The following is a 16319-nucleotide window of genomic DNA, read 5'->3' on the forward strand; positions in this document are numbered from 1 at the left end:
CGACGCAGTTACCCGCTTTCGTCAAAGGCAGCCCACGGCTGCGACATCTAACAACAGCCCGTGCCTCGCCGCTCTTTTGAGATTCGTCCTATATCTCAAGAACTGTCGGCTCCATAGAATTTCGTTGTCGGGAAACGCTGACACAGGGCTCACGCTCTACGAACCTCAAGGCCGTAACGCAGAACCTCGCGCCGCTCGCATGTCCTTCACGCCGGCGCCACACCCACCGCGCCCCATCCGTTTCCTTGCCTCCAGGCCCTTCGCCTTCACCGTCACATCAAGGAAACACGATGAACCGCATGTTGATTCTCGCCGCCGCCAGCCTTCTCGCGACTTCCGCTTGGGCCGCGTCCAAGCCCGCCTCGACCAGCCCCATTTCCGAGCGTCTTCAAATCGAACTGCTCGAACATCAGTGGACCCAGGCCGCAGCGACCGGCGACCGCCCGGCGCTCAACGATCTGCTTGACGATAAGTTCTTCGAGGTATTTCCAGGCAACATCCGCCGCAACAAACGCGACCTGATGGCCGCCGCTGCGCAGCCGCAAGGCGGCTCACAGGTGCTGGAAGACGTGCGTGTACAGGTGATCGACAATGTCGCAGTCGCGACCGGCATCAACCGATACACACCCGCAGCGGGCTACAAGGCGATCGAGTACCGCTTCACCGATGTGTTCGTGAAGCGCGAGGGCGAATGGAGGGTTGCGGCGGCACGCATGCTGCGCAAAGAGACGGGCACCATTTGAGCGATGCCCGTGCGGCGGCGTGCCGCAGCGGGATCAGGTGGGCAGGATCAGAAAGGCTTGATGACGGCCAGCGCTACCGCGGCCAGCATGCCGAGCACCGGCAGTTCGTTGAACATGCGATACCACTTGTCGGAGCGGCGGTTCTCGCCGCGTTCGAAGGTCTTCAGAAGGCGTCCGCAGTATGCGTGGTAGGCGATGAGCAGCACCACCACGCCCACTTTCGCGTGGATCCACCCCTGGCCGCGCCCGATGCCCACCACGAGCCAGAGCCAAAGTCCGCACAACAAGGCGGGCACGGCGATCAGCGTCATGAAACGGTAGAGCTTGCGCGCCATGATGAGCAGGCGCTTGACCGCCGCGGGCTCCGTTTCCATTGCGAGATTCACGAAGATTCGCGGCAGGTAGAAAAGGCCGGCGAACCACGAGGCGATCAGCACGATGTGAAACGTCTTGACCCAGAGCATCGACATCCTTTTTTTCTTCTTGATGGGCGATTGAGGGGAGCGGCAGCGCACATTTCGCGGCGCGCCGCCACGCCTGACGAAAGGCTACTGCCGGCCTTCGCCGTGTCCGAGCACCACGTACTTGAGCGACGTCAGGCCTTCGAGGCCAACCGGGCCGCGCGCGTGCAGCTTGTCGTTGGAGATGCCGATTTCCGCGCCAAGACCAAACTCGAAGCCATCCGCAAAACGCGTCGAGGCGTTCACCATGACACTCGCCGAATCGACTTCGCGCAGGAATCGCATCGCCCGATCATGGTCTTCCGTCACGATTGCATCGGTATGGTGCGAGCCGTAGGTGTTGATGTGCTCGACCGCCTCATCGAGATTGGTGACGATCTTCACCGCCAGCACGGGCGCGAGGTACTCGGTGCGCCAGTCTTCTTCCGTGGCGTCCACGAGCGGGCCGACGCCCGCGTCGGCGAGAATTGCACGCGCCGCGGCGTCCACGCGCAGTTCGACATCCTTCTCGCGATAGAGCCTGCCGAGCGGCGGCAAGACGTCATTCGCGATGCCGCGCGCAACCAGCAGCGTCTCCATCGTGTTGCAGGTGCCGTAGCGGTGCGTCTTGGCGTTGTCACATACCGTCAGCGCCTTCGCGAGATCTGCACGGTCGTCCACGTACACGTGGCAGATGCCATCGAGGTGCTTGATCATCGGCACGCGCGCCTCGGCCATCAGGCGCTCGATCAGGCTCTTGCCGCCGCGCGGCACGATCACGTCGACGAATTCCGTCATGGTGATGAGCTTGCCCACCGCCGCGCGGTCGGCGGTTTCGACCACCTGCACCGCGTCCTGGGGCAGGCCAGCCGCAGCCAGCCCTTCACCGATCAGCTTCGCGAGTGCCGTGTTGCACTCCAGCGCCTCGGAGCCGCCGCGCAGGATCGTGGCGTTGCCCGACTTCAGGCACAGCGCCGCGGCGTCGATCGTCACGTTTGGCCGCGACTCGTAGATGATCCCGATCACGCCGAGCGGCACACGCATCTGGCCGACCTGAATGCCGCTCGGGCGGAACTTGAGATTGCTGATCTCACCAATGAGGTCGGGCAGCGCGGCAACCTGGCGCAGGCCTTCGACCATCGTCTTCAGCGCCTTGTCCGAGAGCGTGAGACGGTCGATGAAGGCCGCATCGTGGCCCTTCTCCTTCGCTCGTGCGAGGTCGCGGCCGTTTGCATCCTTCAATTGCTGCGCGTCGCGCTCGATGGCTTGCGCCACCGCTTCGAGCGCCGCGTTCTTCGCGGCCGTCGAGGCCCGTGCCATCGCGCGCGAAGCTTTGCGGGCGCGGCGGCCGAGGTCGGTCATGTACTGGTCGATATCCATGGTGTCTTTCGTCATGCGGCGCGTGAGGCGCAGTCGATGGATGCGCCAAGCGCGGTTCGATTCAAAGCGGTCCAGGCCGATTTTAAGGCCAGCCGCCAAGGTTTGCTGGACGTGGCCGGGCGGCTGGGCGTGCGTACTGGCCGCGCGGCGGGCGTAGAGCAGGCGCCGAAGCGCCGGTTCGCGCAAGCGTGGAGCGCTTTAGCCCGGCCGGCCCGACGGCCCTGCGGTGCGCGGTCGGGCCGCTGCCGCTGCGGCGGCTGCCGCCGCTGCTGGGCTGCGCTGCTGACCGCCCGGCTGCGCGCGCCCAGGCGCCGCAGCGCTGCGCGCCGGCGCTCCGCCGTCGCGGGGCGCGGCGACCGTCATCGCCAGTTCGAACAGGCCGTCCCAAGCGTCCGGCGGCAGCGCGTTGCGCCAATCGGCGCGCGATTGCCCCGAAAGCCCCTTCACCTGACGATCGAGCCGCGCCGCCAGCGCAAGACCCCGCTCGAGCGTGGCTTCACTCAGGCGCGAAAGCGCCGGCCCGATGAGCCGCTCGCGCGGCCCCCAAACGCGGTTCTCGCGCAGCAGCATGGCGAGCGGCTTGCCCCCCGCCACACCGCGCTTGATGCGTAGCAGCGTGCGAATTTCCTCGACCACGGCCCATAGCACCAGCACCGAAGCCTCGCCTTCGCCCTGCAGCCCGTCGAGCATGCGCGCGAGGCGCCCGACATCGCCGGTCAGCATGGCTTCGTTGAGCTTGAATACGTCATAGCGCGCGACGTTGAGCACGGCGTCGTGAATCTGCTCGAAGCTGAGCACGCCTTGCGGATACAGCAGCCCGAGCTTCTGGATTTCCTGATGCGCCGCCAGCAGATTGCCTTCCACGCGCTCAGCCACGAATTGCAACGCACGCCGCCCGTCCTCGCCGGGTGCAACGCGCTGGCCTTGCAGCGCGAGCCGCTGGCCGATCCAGTTCGGCAGCGCCGTGCGCTCGACCGGATCGATCTTGATCGCCACGCCGCTTTCCGCGAGCGCCGTGAACCAGGCGGACTTCTGCGTGGCGGCGTCGAGCCGCGGCAGCGTGACGAGCATCAGCACGTCGGGATTCGAGGCCGCAGCGAGGGTCTTGAGCGCATCCGCGCCTTCCTTGCCGGGCTTGCCCGACGGAATGCGCAACTCCACCAGTTGGCGATCGCCGAAGAGCGACATCGACTGGCTCGCGCCGAGGAGCGAGCTCCAGTCGAAGCCGCGCTCGACGGTGAACACCGAGCGGTCGGTAAAGCCCGCCGCGCGCGCAGCCGCGCGGATGCGGTCGCACGCCTCCTGGGCGAGCAGGTGTTCGTCGCCGTAGACGACGTACGGGCCGGCCAGCCCTCTCGCGAGGTGCGGTTCGAGTGCGTCGGGTCGCAGTTGCATGGCGCTCGGTCGAAGATCGCTCAGTAGATGGAAACAGCGCGCATTACAGCGGCGGCGGCGGCAGCGGTGCGCGCGGCGCGACACCCGGCACGACCTGATCGGGTGTCGGATTCAGCGTCTTCAGCACGGCAAGGCGCCGCATGAGCTGATCGACAGCGTCGTTCTGCATGTCGGTGAACAGCAGGTCGGCTTCTTGCGTCTTCGCGGTCGAGAACTGATCGCTATAGGTCATCGCGCGATTCAGCGAGATCGCGCTCGGCTGGATCAGCACGGAGCCGTCCGGTCTCGTCAGCGTGTAGTTGAGCGAATAGTTGACCTGATACTCCACCACGGCGCCGAGCGAATTGAGCGTGAGCGTGCTGAAGCTACGTCCTTCGGAAAGGTGCAGCACAGCGTCGGCATTGGCCACCGAATCGACCACGACCGAATCGCTGCCGCCTTCGACCATACGCGAGAGGCGCCCGACGACCGGCGGCGGCGCGCCGACGACGGCAAGACGCTTGAAGGCGAAGTTCTGCTCGCCGCGCAGCTGGAAGCCGCAGGCCGAGAGGGCCAGCGCGCCGCCCGCCACGAGCGGGAACAACCTGAGGAACGATCTGCGAATCACATGGACTCCCTGGGTTCGCGACAGTGTCTGGGTGGCGGCGCAAGGCTGCGCCGCCAGCGTGGCCTCTATTGGCTCTTAGACCACGACGTTCACGAGGCGGCCCGGCACGACGATGATCTTCTTCGGTGCACGGCCTTCCGCGAACTTGACGAACATCTCGTGCGCGAGTGCGGCGGCTTCGATCGCATCCTTCGGCGCGTCCTTGGCCACCGTCACGGCGCCGCGGACCTTGCCGTTCACCTGCAGCACGAGTTCGATCTCGGCCTGTTCCAGCGCCTTTTCGTCGACCTTCGGCCAGGGCGCGTCGAGCAATGTGCCGTATTCGTCGCCGTAACCGAGCGCCTTCCAGAGTTCGAACGCGATGTGCGGCACGACCGGATACAGCACGCGCAGCAGCACGCCAAAGGTTTCGCGCTGCACGCCGGCGCCCGCACCCTTGGCGCCGTCGATGGCGTTGAGCATTTTCATCGCCGCCGAAACGACCGTGTTGTACTGCAGGCGCTGATAGTCGAAGTCGGCCTGCTTGAGCACGCTATAGACTTCGCGGCGCAGCGTTTTTTCGACGTCCGTGAGCGCCGCCGCGTCGAACGAGGCGCGCGACTTGATCGCGTCGGCGTTCGCGTGACCGAAGGCCCACACGCGGCGCAGGAAGCGGCTCGCGCCTTCCACGCCCGCGCCCGACCACTCGAGCTGCTGCTCGGGCGGCGCCGCGAACATCGTGAAGAGACGCGCCGTGTCTGCGCCGTACAGATCGATCAGCACCTGCGGGTCGACACCGTTGTTCTTCGACTTCGACATCTTCTCGACGCCGCCCAGCACCACGCTCTGGCCGTCGCTGTTGAGCGTCGCGCCAACCGGGCGGCCCTTGTCGTCGTGCGTCACCGTCACGTCGGCCGGGTTGTACCAGGTCTTCTTGCCCGATGCGTCTTCGCGGTAGAACGTTTCGTTGAGCACCATGCCCTGCGTGAGCAGGTTCTTCGCCGGCTCGCCGAACTTCACGAGGCCGAGGTCACGCGAGACCTTCGCCCAGAAACGCGAGTACAGCAGGTGGAGAATCGCGTGCTCGATGCCGCCGATGTACTGGTCCATCGGCATCCAGTAGTCGGTGCGCTCGTCGACCATGTTCTTCGCATCCGGCGCGGCGTAGCGGTAGAAGTACCACGACGAGTCGACGAACGTGTCCATCGTGTCGGTTTCGCGTTTCGCAGCCGCGCCGCACGTGGGGCACTTGCAGTTCAGGAACGCTTCGGACTTCGCGAGTGGGTTGCCCGTGCCGTCCGGCACGAGGTCTTCCGGCAGCACGACCGGCAGGTCCTTTTCCGGCACCGGCACGTCGCCGCAGCTCGGACAGTGGATGATCGGGATCGGCGTGCCCCAGTAGCGCTGGCGCGAGATGCCCCAGTCGCGCAGGCGCCACGTGACCTGTTTGTCGCCGAGGTCGAGCGCCTTGAGGTCGGCCGCCACGGCGTCCACGGCCGCCGTGTAGGCGAGGCCGTCGTACTTGCCGCTGTTCACGCAAACGGCGCGTTCCTTGTCGCCGTACCATTCCTGCCAGCCGTCGAGCGAGTACGTCTCACCTTCCGCTGCGATGACCTGCTTGATCGGCAGGTCGTACTTCTGCGCAAACGCGAAGTCGCGCTCGTCGTGGCCCGGCACGCCCATCACGGCGCCTTCGCCATAGCTCATCAGCACGTAGTTGCCGATCCACACCGGCACTTGCTCGTGCGTGATCGGGTGCGTGACGGTGAAGCCCGTGGGCACGCCCTTCTTTTCCATCGTCGCGACGTCGGCTTCCGCCACGCCGCCGCGCTTGCATTCGTCGATGAACGATTGCAGCTCCGGCTTGCCTTGCGCGAGACGCGTGGCAAGCGGATGCTCGGCAGCGATCGCGGCAAAAGTCACGCCCATGATCGTGTCGGCGCGCGTGGTGAACACGCGCAGCAGCTTCTTCTCGCCGTCCAGCTCGTACGGGAAGCCGAAGTTCACGCCGAAGCTCTTGCCGATCCAGTTCTGCTGCATGATCTTGACGCGCTCGGGCCAGCCGAGGCCGTCGAGGTCGTTCAGCAGCTCATCGGCGTACTGCGTGATGCGCAGGTAGTACATCGGGATTTCGCGCTTTTCCACCAGCGCGCCCGAGCGCCAGCCGCGTCCGTCGATCACCTGCTCGTTGGCGAGCACGGTCTGATCGACCGGGTCCCAGTTCACCGTGCCGGTCTTCTTGTAGGCGATGCCCTTTTCGAGCATCTTCAGGAAGAACCACTGGTTCCACTTGTAGTAGTCGGGCTTGCAGGTGGCGATTTCACGCGACCAGTCGATGGCAAGGCCCATCGACTGCATCTGGCCCTTCATGTACTCGATATTGTCGTACGTCCACTTGGCCGGCGGCACGCTGTTGGCCATCGCGGCGTTTTCGGCAGGCATGCCGAACGCGTCCCAGCCCATCGGCATCAACGTGTTGTAGCCGTTCATGCGCAGATACCGGTACATCACGTCGTTGATCGTGTAGTTCCGCACGTGGCCCATGTGCAGCTTGCCCGACGGATACGGCAGCATCGAGACGCAGTAGAACTTGGGCTTGTCGGCCTTCTCGGCCGTCCGGTAAGCGTCGGTGGCGCGCCATTCGCCTTGCGCGGCGGATTCGACGTCGGAGGGAACGTATTTTTCGAGCATGGTGTGGATGGTGAACGCTGAAAACGGGCGGTTTGGGTGCCGGATGCACCGGGCCGGCCGTCCACGATACCGGCAGATTGCGGCGGTTTCGCTGGGCCCGTTTTTAAGGGAAACGTTGATTATACCGTTGACTGGCGCGCGCTCAGTGCGCGCCGGCGGGCGACTCGGTCACAAAGCCGAGGCGCGTGAGCCCGGCCTGCTGCGCGGCGCCCATCACCTGGGCGATCACGTCGTAGCGCGTCTCGCGCGCGGCGCGCAGTTGCAGCTCGGGCTGCTGCGACTCGGGCTGTTTGCCCGCCGCCGTGAAGCGCGCGCGCAGCTCGTCCAGCGTGATGGGCTGGGCGTTCCAGTAGAGCTTGCCGGCGGCGTCGATGGAGAGCGTGACGGTCTGCGCCGTTCGCTGCGCGGGCTCGGCTGCGACCTTCGGCAAATCGAGCCGGATCGCGTGCGTGAAAAGCGGCGCGGTGATGATGAAGATGACGAGCAGCACGAGCATGACGTCGATGAGCGGCGTCATGTTGATGTCCGACATCGGTGCCGCATCGCGCTTCTTTTCGAGTCCGCCGAATGCCATTCGCGTTGCCTCCTACGACTCGGCGCGCGCGCCTTCGCGCATCGCGCCCTGCGTACCTTCCCGGCGCAGCGGCGCGCCGTCAGGCGCGCAGGCATAGGCGTGCAGATCGTGCGCGAAACCGTCGAGATCGTCGCAAAGCTGGCGCACGAGGCGTCCGAGCACGTTATAGGCGAGCACGGCCGGAATCGCGACCACGAGACCGAAAGCCGTCATGATGAGCGCCTCGCCCACCGGGCCGGCGACGTTCTCGATCATCGCCTGGCCGCTCGCGGCAATGCTGCCGAGCGCGTGATAAATGCCCCAAACCGTGCCGAGCAGCCCCACGAACGGCGCCGTGCTGCCCACTGAGGCCAGCAGCACCTGCCCGAACTCGAGCCGCCGCTGCGACGCTTGAAGCGCGCCGCGCAACGCACGCAGCACGCGCTCGCCGCGGTCCACGCGCGCGAGCATCATGCCGGGCGTGTCGGCTTCCTCGGCGGCGAGCGCCGCCTGAGCGAGCGGCAGAAAGACGCGCTCGCGGTCGACCGAACGCATGGCAGCCACGCCGTCAGCAAGGGTGCGCGCCTGCCAGAAGCGCGCAATGGCGCGCGGCCCCTGGCGCTTCGCGCGCAAGAGGATCCAGCTTTTCACGATGAGAAAGCACCAGCTCGCGACCGACATGGCGAGCAATACCCACGCTACCGCGTGGGTGACGGCGTCGCCCGTCTGCAGATAGTGAATGACTCCGGAACTCGCTGCCATCGGACCTCGCTCACTGTCTGTCCGGCGCAGGCACCGGACCGTAAAGGGAACGCTCAGCGCAGGCCGAGCACGTCCTGCATATCGTACAGGCCGTTGGCCTTGTCCTGCAGAAAGCGCGCGGCGCGCACGCTGCCTTGCGCGTACGAAAGGCGGCTCGACGACTTGTGCGTGATCTCGATGCGCTCGCCAATGCCCGCGAACAGCACCGTATGATCGCCGACGATATCGCCGCCGCGAATCGCCGAAAACCCGATCGTCGACGGGTCGCGCTCGCCCGTCACGCCTTCGCGGCCATACACGGCGCATTCATCGAGATTGCGGCCGAGCGCGTTTGCCACGGCCTCGCCCATCGCAAGCGCGGTGCCCGAGGGCGCGTCGACCTTGTGGCGATGGTGCGCCTCGATGATCTCGATGTCGTAGCCGGTCTCGAAAAAGCGCGCCGCGTATTCGAGCAGCTTGAGCGTGACGTTCACGCCCACGCTCATGTTGGCCGCGAACACGACGCCGACCTTTTGCGCAGCCGCGCCGAGCTGCGCCTTTTGCTGGGCGTCGAAACCGGTCGTGCCGATCACCATCTTCACGCCGTGACGCTGCGCCGCCTCGAGGTGCACGAGCGTGCCTTCGGGGCGGGTGAAGTCGATCAGGCACTCGCTTTGCGCGAAGACCTGCTCGATGTCGTCGGTGATGCGCACGCCGGTGTCCTTGCCGAGGAACGCGCCAGCGTCCTGGCCGATGGCGGCCGAACCCTTGCGCACGAGCGCGCCCGAGAGCGTGACGTCGGGTGAATTCAGAACGGTTTCGATGAGCATGCGGCCCATACGGCCCGATGCCCCGGCGATTGCGATTTTCATGAGTTTGCCTGCCAATGTGTCGCTGGCCGCGGTGCCGAGTGCCGCCAGGCGCCACGAAGCGCCGCCGCCAAAAAACGCGGCGGCCGGTAGTGACACCCCGGCCGCCGAATCGAAGCGTGGCGCGCCTCGCGCACCACGCCCTGCTTGTTTTACCGGCTGGGTCAGCCGGATCAGTTGCTCGGGGCCGCAGCAGCCCCCGAAGCCGGCACCGTGGGCGGCGCGGCGAGCGACGAATCCCGTGCGGGGCCAGACGGCGCCGCATTGGTGTCGCCGGTGCCTTGCGCGCCAACGGCCGGGCCGACCGGATTGCTCTGCGGCACGCCCTGAATTTGCGGCTGCGGCTGGCGATGCAGCTGAACCTGCGACGGCATCGTGCCGACGTTCTGCGGCAGCGCCGACGATTGCGGGTTGCCCGCGCGCACCGAAGGCGTGAGGCCAGTAGGCGTTTGCACGGCCTCCGTCGCGCGGTTCGCGGCGGCGGCGGCCTGTGCGTTGGCGTCCTGCGGCAGCGCATTGGTGGCGGTGCCGAGTTCGGACGACGGCGAGCGCGCCGTGTCGCCAACCGTCGGGCCTGTCGCGCTCGAACCCTGGTCGGGCGCGCCCGCTGCAGCCACCGGCGCCGAAGCGCCCGACGCCGGCGCAGCCGCGACGGCCTTCTTCCTGCCGCTGCGGTCGCCGTCGATTTCGGCGAGCAGTTCGAGGTTCGACGGCAGGTCTTCACCGCCCGACCAGCTCGCTACGCGGTCGCCTTCGAACACCACGACGAAGTCACGCTGCTGGACCACGGCGGTCGAGCCGCGCTTGAAATAGAAGATGTAGTCCCATCGGTTCGCATGGAACATGTCGGTGAGGAGCGGCGTGCCGAGCAACTGCTTGACCTCGGCTCGGGACATGCCCACCTTCATCTGCGCCGCGGCTTCCGCCGAGACGAAGTTGCCTTGCACGATGGTAATGCGGTAAGGCGTGATGCTCTGGGCGACGCTCTGCGTCACGCTGTTGTATGTGGAACAGCCGGCGAGCGCCGCGAGCGCGGCCGCAGCCAGCAGGGTGCACGCCAGGCGGCCGCCGTGCATGCGCCGGCCGATCGTTGTGAATTCTGGAATCATTTCCCTCACCGTGCGGGCTTTTCGCGAAGCCGCGCGTATTCTGTAGAAGATCGTTCGAAGTTCTGGCGAAAATGCCCGGAACGGCAAAAACGCATTAACATAACAACCTAGCATTGTACTCCAGGGACTTATCGTCATGACCAATCCAACCGATCTCAAGAACATCGGCCTCAAGGCGACGCTTCCTCGCCTCAAGATCCTGGAGATTTTTCAGCACAGCCCGGTTCGTCACCTCACCGCCGAAGACGTCTATCGCAACCTGCTGAACGAGGAGCTCGACATCGGCCTCGCCACGGTCTACCGGGTCCTCACGCAGTTCGAGCAGGCTGGCTTGCTCACGCGCAGCAACTTCGAATCGGGCAAGGCGGTGTTCGAGCTCAACGAAGGCAGCCACCACGACCACCTCGTGTGCCTCGACTGCGGAATCGTTGAAGAATTCTTCGACCCCGAAATCGAAAAGCGCCAGCAGATGATCGCCAACGAGCGCGGCTTCAAGCTCCAGGAACACGCACTCGCCCTGTACGGCGCCTGCACGAAGGAAAATTGCCCGCACCGCAAGCACTGACCGCTTGCAGCTTGCTGGCTGCAGAAGAGCAAACGCCCCGGCAGATCTGCCGGGGCGTTTTCGTTTGGTGAGCCGGTCTTCGGGAAAAACCGGCCGGACCTCAGGCGGGCACGAGCAACGTGTCGGCTTGCTCGAGCCGCCAGGGCTGCTCGAGCGCGATTTCATCGCAGTTCGGCTGTGCGCCGCCGCGGTCGATCACCACGAAGTCGCTCACCCGCTCGAAAGCGAGCAACGGGTGATGCCAGACGCCTTTGGCGTAATTGACGCCCTGCCCACGCCCGGCCCAGAACGCCCGCAGCCCCGCCGGATCGAACTCGCCCGCGGGCGCGACCACCACCGCGTAGCCCGCGTCGCCAAGCGGCACGAACGCCTGGCTGCCGAGCGGATGCCGCTCCATCATCGCGATCTCGACAGGCCACGCGCGCGGCTGGGCGCGGAACACGCTGACGATGGGCCGGCCGCCCGCCTCACTCACGTCGATGGCGGCGAGATCGTGGAAGCGCTCGGTCGTGCCGCCGTTGATCGGAAAGTGGCGCGCGCCGTCGAGTTCGATGACGTCGCCAAACGGCGCGAACGCCTCGCGCGTCAAGGGTTCCATATGCAGGATCTGCATCGCGGCTCCTCGTTCAGACAGGTTCGCCCCACAGGCGCAGGCGCGAGACGCCGCCGTCCGGGAAGATGTTGAAACGCACGTGCGTAACCGGGCCGAGCGCGGCAATCCCGCTCTCGAACACGTGTTGCTTATCCATTTCGAGCTTCTGTTCGCCGAGCAGCGCCGGCCAGAACATCGCCTGGGTGATGAGCGAGTCGTCGGTGCCGCCCGTCACGCTGGCTGCCTGAAGCGAGCAGCGGTCCGGGTAGTTGCCCTTGAAGTGCGCCGTGTCGACTTCGATCTTGCGGATGATGCCCGGCCGCGCGAGTGCCACGATCGCCCAGTCGTTACCCGGTTCGCGGCGGCGGCGCGTTTCCCAGCCGTCGCCCATGTTCACGCCGCGCCCGGGCATCAGGATCGTGGAAGCGAGTCCGAAGTGCTGGTTGTTGGCCGCGACGAGATAAGCGCCGTTCTCGATCGCCGCGAGATCGATGAGGCTGCCGCGCTCGACCGTGCTCCAGTCGCGCCGCGGCTGGCCGTACACGCGCAGGCGCGCGAGACCGCCATCGGGAAAAAGATTCACACGCAGATGCGTAAACGCGCGCGTATCGCGCACCTCGACGTAGTGATGCTGATTGCCCTGCAATGTCGTCGCCGGGACGATGGTCTGCCAGTCGGCGTTGTCTCCTGGCGTTTCATCGTCGCCAGCCTGCGCGTGGCACGCCTCGATCGAAGCCGCCGGCGGGAAGTTGCCCGTGAAATGGCTCGTATCGAGATCCAAACCGTAGATCACGCCGGGGCGCGCGAGGCGCACGATGCAAAAGTCGTGGCCCGTCGTGCGCTTGCGGCGCGTTTCCCAGCCGTCCATCCACTTGCCGTGGTCGTCGTACTTGCCGGGGATGAAGACCGCGGGCTGCGGGTCGAGCATGCGCTCCTTCGGCGCGAAGAACTCGTCGCTCGCGTGGAGCGCGCGGGCGCCCAGACGCGGATCGGCAAGGTTCATGTAGCGGCGCGTGAAAGCGGGGGCGTTGGTGTCGAGAGTCGGAATGGCCATGATGGTGTCGTTCGCTTGAGATAGTCAGTTGATCGAATAAAAGCGGTGCGGGGTGCGCCGCGAAGGTTCAGGCATGCGCGTGCTTGCCGCCGAGCGCGCTGTCCTCGCCGTGCGCTGTGTCTGCGTCGCGCTCGCCTGCCGGCACGTAGAGGAAACCTTCGTCGAGGTTCAGCACGTGCTTTGCACGCGCGCGGTCGATGTCGTGCTCCCACACCGCGACCACCACCGTTGCCACGCAGTTGCCGATCAGGTTGGTCAGCGCGCGGGCGATGCCGACAAACCAGTCCACCGGCAGAATCAGCACGAGGCCGAGCACGGGAATCGCGGGTATGGCGGAAAGCGTGGCGGCGAGAATGACGATCGCCGAGCCGGGAATGCCGTGCGCGCCCTTCGAGGTGATGAGCGAAACCAGCACCACGACGATGAGGTCGTGCATCGACAGCGGCGTGTTGGTCGCCTGCGCGATGAAGATCACGGCGAGCGTGAGGTAGATCGAGAAGCCGTCGAGGTTGAACGAGTAGCCCGTCGGGATCACGAGACCCACGGTGGAATCCTTCACGCCCATCCATTCGAGCTTGCGCATGATCTGCGGCAGCACGGCGTCCGACGAAGCGGTGCCGAGCACGATCGAGAGTTCTTCGCGCAGGTAGCGGATCAGCTTGAACACGCTGAAGCCCGCGAGACGCATGACGATGCCGAGCACGACCGCGACGAACACGATGCAGCTCGCGTAGAACACGATCACGAGCAGCCCAAGCTGCTTGAGCGAAGCCACGCCGTACGTGCCGGTCGTGAACGCGATCGCGCCGAGTACGCCAAGCGGCGCGAGCTTGATGATGAAGCCCATCACGCGGAAGAACACCTGCGAGAGTTCGTCGATCAGGCCGTTCACGCGCTGCGCCTTCGGGCCGAGCAGCGAGAGCGCGCTGCCGAACAGCACCGAGAACACGAGAATCTGCAGGATATCGCCCTTCGCGAAGGCGTCGAAGGCCGTCTCGGGAATGATCTTCAGCAGGAAGCCGGCCGTGTCCTTCAGGCTCTTGGCGTGCTCGGTGTAGCTCGCAAGCGAGGCGGCGTCGAGCGAACGCAGATCCACGTTCATGCCGGCGCCCGGACGCGTGAGGTACGCGAGCACGGCGCCGATCACGAGCGCGACGGTCGTCATCGCCTCGAAATACACCACCGACTTCAGGCCTACACGGCCCACCTTCTTGAGGTCGCCCGCGTGCGCCATGCCGCTCACGACCACGCAGAACACAATCGGCCCGATCACCATCTTGATGAGCTTGAGAAAGCCGTCGCCGAGCGGCCGCAACGATTGGGCGAAATGGGGAAACACCGCGCCTAGCACGATGCCCAGTACGAGGGCGATCACTACGCGACCAAACAGCGAATTGAAGAACTTCGTCACGACTGTCTCCTGCTGAACGAGGGGGAGCAAGCAACTGTTCCGACTGGTCTGACCAGCACTGTTATGGCGGATAGTAGGAAGCCGATATACCGGAGTCAAGGTTGGGAGGCGCGGTGTTTACCCTTGTGCGGTCTGACCAGTTTGCGGGCCGGATCTGGACGCCTTGTGTGGCGGTGCAAAGGGCTTTGATGCGGCTTTGATGCGGTGCGCCATGCATTGACGTCGCGCAGGACTACAATACCGGTCAGACCACGCGAATGCAGCCCGCGCCAACCGATGAAGAACGTTCCGCACACCGTTACTGACGCCGCCATCGCCACGATCCGCGAACGGATCGAAGGCGGCTTGTATCCGGTCGGCAGCCTGCTGCCCGCGCAGCGGCAGCTTTCCGAGGAACTGGCAATCAGCCGCGCGTCGCTGCGCGAGGCGCTCTCGACGCTCGAAGCGCTCGGCATGCTGTCGATCCGAGCAGGCAAGGGCGTGTACGTGACGAGCGCGCAGGCCACGAACGCTCACCCGTGGCGTTTCGCCGACCAGTCGTCGCTGCCCGACACCTACCAGATGCGCTACGCGCTCGAAGGCTTCGCCGCGCGCATGGCGGCGCTCGCCATCGGCGACGCCGACGTCGCGTGGCTCGAGGCGAATACCGAGGCTCTGCACAGCGCCCTCGCCTGCGACGAACTCGACGAAGCCGCGCAACTCGACTTCGAGTTCCACATGCGCATCGTGAATCTCGCGGGCAATGCGGCGATCGAATCCATCCTGCGCAGCAGCGCCGACATCATGAAAGAAAGCCAGCGCATGCCGTTCTACCGGCGCGAGCGCGTGCTTTCCACGCATCGCGAGCACGGGTTGATCGTGGTGGCGCTCAAGGCGCGCGACTCGGTGGCGGCCGGCGAAGCCATCGAGGCACACATCGCCAATGCAGCGCAGCGCGCGGGTGTGTACTTCCCCACGCCGCCCGCGTTCGCCGCGGCCTCCCAAAGCGCCATCGAAAAATAAGGACGCAAAAAAACCGCCCCGAGGGGCGGTTTTTCAATGCAGCGTCGAGCGTGCTTACTTCGCGTTCGCGAGCGCCACAGCCGTGTCCAGCATGCGGTTCGAGAAGCCCCACTCGTTGTCGTACCAGCTCGACACCTTCACGAGACGGCCCGAGACCTTCGTGAGCGTGGCGTCGAACGTCGACGATGCCGGGTTGTGGTTGAAGTCGATCGACACCAGCGGTGCGTCGTTGTAGCCCAGGATACCCTTGAGCGCGCCTTCCGAAGCTTCCTTCATGATGGCGTTGACTTCTTCGACCGTCGTGTCGCGCTTGGCGATGAACGACAGGTCGACGATCGACACGTTGATGGTCGGCACGCGGATCGCGTAGCCGTCCAGCTTGCCGTTCAGTTCCGGCAGCACGAGGCCGACAGCGGAAGCCGCGCCCGTCTTCGTCGGGATCTGGCTGTGCGTGGCCGAGCGCGCGCGGCGCAGGTCTTCGTGGTACACGTCGGTCAGAACCTGGTCGTTCGTGTACGCGTGGATCGTCGTCATCAGGCCGGTTTCGAGGCCGATCTTGTCGTTCAGCGGCTTGACGAGCGGCGCGAGACAGTTCGTCGTGCACGATGCGTTCGAGATGACCGTGTCCGATGCCTTCAGCACGTTGTGGTTCACGCCGTAGACGATGGTCGCGTCGACGTCCTTACCGCCCGGCGCCGAGATGATGACCTTCTTCGCGCCGCCCTTGATGTGCGCGCTCGCCTTTTCCTTGGTCGTGAAGAAGCCCGTGCACTCCATCACGACGTCGACGCCCAGCTCGCCCCACGGCAGTTCAGCCGGGTTGCGGTTGGCCAGCACGCGGATACGGTCGCCGTTGACGACGAGGTAGTCGCCGTCCACCTTCACTTCACCCGGGAACTTGCCGTGTGCCGTGTCGTATTGCGTCAGATGCGCGTTCGTCTTCGCGTCACCCAGGTCGTTGATCGCAACGATCTGGATGTCGTGCTTCTTACCGTTCTCGTAGAACGCGCGAAGCGTGTTACGGCCGATGCGGCCGTAGCCGTTGATAGCGACGCGAATGGTCATGGTTTATCTCCTAAGGGCTGAAAAATTCTGAAACCAGTGCTTTGGCGTCGACGCCAGGCTGGGGGCGGTCTGGCGGGACGCTCAAGGCAGCGGGCCCGCCAGATCTTGCCGATCAGGCGGGCC

General features: G+C 65.5%; 16 protein-coding genes. 3 read left to right on the top strand and 13 right to left on the bottom strand.

Going from position 1 to position 16319, the window contains the following annotated elements:
- The first annotated feature begins 290 nt into the window (after positions 1-290).
- Positions 291-743 carry a nuclear transport factor 2 family protein gene (locus JMY28_RS02680; protein ID WP_201694330.1) on the top strand — a complete coding sequence of 151 codons (453 nt, stop codon included), beginning with the start codon at positions 291-293 and terminating at the stop codon, positions 741-743.
- A gap of 47 nt (positions 744-790) precedes the next feature.
- On the opposite strand, the gene JMY28_RS02685 is transcribed toward JMY28_RS02680, so the two are convergent.
- The 9 genes from JMY28_RS02685 to JMY28_RS02725 form a co-directional block, all read right to left on the bottom strand.
- The gene (locus JMY28_RS02685) at positions 791-1213 is read right to left on the bottom strand and encodes a CopD family protein (RefSeq protein ID WP_201694331.1); all 423 of its coding nucleotides are present in this window, start codon (positions 1211-1213) and stop codon (positions 791-793) included.
- Between the two features lie 78 nt (positions 1214-1291).
- Positions 1292-2563 (bottom strand): glutamate-5-semialdehyde dehydrogenase, encoded by a 1272-nt coding sequence (locus tag JMY28_RS02690; protein ID WP_201694600.1) that lies wholly within the window; start codon positions 2561-2563, stop codon positions 1292-1294.
- Between the two features lie 198 nt (positions 2564-2761).
- Positions 2762-3958: a DNA polymerase III subunit delta gene (holA, locus tag JMY28_RS02695; protein WP_201694332.1), complete on the bottom strand. Its 1197-nt coding sequence runs from the start codon at positions 3956-3958 to the stop codon at positions 2762-2764.
- Between the two features lie 43 nt (positions 3959-4001).
- Positions 4002-4565 (bottom strand): LPS-assembly lipoprotein LptE, encoded by a 564-nt coding sequence (locus JMY28_RS02700; protein WP_201694334.1) that lies wholly within the window; start codon positions 4563-4565, stop codon positions 4002-4004.
- 75 nt (positions 4566-4640) lie between these two features.
- Entirely contained in the window at positions 4641-7235 is a 2595-nt protein-coding gene (gene leuS, locus JMY28_RS02705; protein ID WP_201694342.1) for a leucine--tRNA ligase, read from the bottom strand.
- Between the two features lie 142 nt (positions 7236-7377).
- Entirely contained in the window at positions 7378-7809 is a 432-nt protein-coding gene (locus JMY28_RS02710) for an ExbD/TolR family protein (protein WP_201694343.1), read from the bottom strand.
- A gap of 12 nt (positions 7810-7821) precedes the next feature.
- Positions 7822-8550, bottom strand: coding sequence for a MotA/TolQ/ExbB proton channel family protein (locus JMY28_RS02715; protein WP_201694344.1), 729 nt, complete (start codon positions 8548-8550; stop codon positions 7822-7824).
- A 53-nt stretch (positions 8551-8603) separates the two neighbouring features.
- The gene (gene dapB, locus JMY28_RS02720) at positions 8604-9401 is read right to left on the bottom strand and encodes a 4-hydroxy-tetrahydrodipicolinate reductase (protein ID WP_201694345.1); all 798 of its coding nucleotides are present in this window, start codon (positions 9399-9401) and stop codon (positions 8604-8606) included.
- Between the two features lie 170 nt (positions 9402-9571).
- Positions 9572-10507 (bottom strand): outer membrane protein assembly factor BamE, encoded by a 936-nt coding sequence (locus JMY28_RS02725; protein WP_201694346.1) that lies wholly within the window; start codon positions 10505-10507, stop codon positions 9572-9574.
- Between the two features lie 136 nt (positions 10508-10643).
- Between JMY28_RS02725 and fur the strand changes: the two genes are divergently transcribed.
- A complete protein-coding gene (fur, locus tag JMY28_RS02730) occupies positions 10644-11072 on the top strand; it encodes a ferric iron uptake transcriptional regulator (protein ID WP_065065157.1) in 429 nt (142 codons plus the stop codon).
- Between the two features lie 100 nt (positions 11073-11172).
- On the opposite strand, the gene JMY28_RS02735 is transcribed toward fur, so the two are convergent.
- The 3 genes from JMY28_RS02735 to JMY28_RS02745 all read right to left on the bottom strand — a co-directional run bounded on the left by JMY28_RS02735 (position 11173) and on the right by JMY28_RS02745 (position 14129).
- Complete coding sequence (locus JMY28_RS02735) at positions 11173-11685, bottom strand: ureidoglycolate lyase (protein ID WP_201694347.1); 513 nt, start codon at positions 11683-11685, stop codon at positions 11173-11175.
- Between the two features lie 13 nt (positions 11686-11698).
- Positions 11699-12718, bottom strand: coding sequence for an allantoicase (gene alc, locus JMY28_RS02740; RefSeq protein WP_201694348.1), 1020 nt, complete (start codon positions 12716-12718; stop codon positions 11699-11701).
- Positions 12719-12785: 67 nt separating this feature from the next.
- Entirely contained in the window at positions 12786-14129 is a 1344-nt protein-coding gene (locus JMY28_RS02745; RefSeq protein WP_201694349.1) for a C4-dicarboxylate transporter DctA, read from the bottom strand.
- Positions 14130-14405: 276 nt separating this feature from the next.
- Between JMY28_RS02745 and JMY28_RS02750 the strand changes: the two genes are divergently transcribed.
- A complete protein-coding gene (locus tag JMY28_RS02750) occupies positions 14406-15131 on the top strand; it encodes a FadR/GntR family transcriptional regulator (protein ID WP_201694351.1) in 726 nt (241 codons plus the stop codon).
- A 54-nt stretch (positions 15132-15185) separates the two neighbouring features.
- On the opposite strand, the gene gap is transcribed toward JMY28_RS02750, so the two are convergent.
- Positions 15186-16196, bottom strand: a complete 1011-nt coding sequence (gene gap, locus JMY28_RS02755) for a type I glyceraldehyde-3-phosphate dehydrogenase (protein WP_201694359.1) — start codon at positions 16194-16196, stop codon at positions 15186-15188.
- Positions 16197-16319 lie beyond the last annotated feature (123 nt).

This window comes from Paraburkholderia hiiakae, from assembly GCF_904848665.1.
In the GTDB taxonomy this organism is placed as follows: Bacteria; Pseudomonadota; Gammaproteobacteria; order Burkholderiales; family Burkholderiaceae; genus Paraburkholderia; species Paraburkholderia hiiakae.

Excerpts from the sequence above, each read along its gene's own strand:
- leuS (WP_201694342.1), bottom strand. The coding sequence starts at position 7,235 with ATGCTCGAAAAATACGTTCCCTCCGACGTCGAATCCGCCGCGCAAGGC.
- JMY28_RS02750 (WP_201694351.1), top strand. The coding sequence starts at position 14,406 with ATGAAGAACGTTCCGCACACCGTTACTGACGCCGCCATCGCCACGATC.
- JMY28_RS02715 (WP_201694344.1), bottom strand. The coding sequence starts at position 8,550 with ATGGCAGCGAGTTCCGGAGTCATTCACTATCTGCAGACGGGCGACGCC.
- fur (WP_065065157.1), top strand. The coding sequence starts at position 10,644 with ATGACCAATCCAACCGATCTCAAGAACATCGGCCTCAAGGCGACGCTT.
- alc (WP_201694348.1), bottom strand. The coding sequence starts at position 12,718 with ATGGCCATTCCGACTCTCGACACCAACGCCCCCGCTTTCACGCGCCGC.
- holA (WP_201694332.1), bottom strand. The coding sequence starts at position 3,958 with ATGCAACTGCGACCCGACGCACTCGAACCGCACCTCGCGAGAGGGCTG.
- JMY28_RS02685 (WP_201694331.1), bottom strand. The coding sequence starts at position 1,213 with ATGTCGATGCTCTGGGTCAAGACGTTTCACATCGTGCTGATCGCCTCG.
- JMY28_RS02690 (WP_201694600.1), bottom strand. The coding sequence starts at position 2,563 with ATGGATATCGACCAGTACATGACCGACCTCGGCCGCCGCGCCCGCAAA.
- dapB (WP_201694345.1), bottom strand. The coding sequence starts at position 9,401 with ATGAAAATCGCAATCGCCGGGGCATCGGGCCGTATGGGCCGCATGCTC.
- JMY28_RS02725 (WP_201694346.1), bottom strand. The coding sequence starts at position 10,507 with ATGATTCCAGAATTCACAACGATCGGCCGGCGCATGCACGGCGGCCGC.
- JMY28_RS02680 (WP_201694330.1), top strand. The coding sequence starts at position 291 with ATGAACCGCATGTTGATTCTCGCCGCCGCCAGCCTTCTCGCGACTTCC.
- JMY28_RS02710 (WP_201694343.1), bottom strand. The coding sequence starts at position 7,809 with ATGGCATTCGGCGGACTCGAAAAGAAGCGCGATGCGGCACCGATGTCG.
- gap (WP_201694359.1), bottom strand. The coding sequence starts at position 16,196 with ATGACCATTCGCGTCGCTATCAACGGCTACGGCCGCATCGGCCGTAAC.
- JMY28_RS02735 (WP_201694347.1), bottom strand. The coding sequence starts at position 11,685 with ATGCAGATCCTGCATATGGAACCCTTGACGCGCGAGGCGTTCGCGCCG.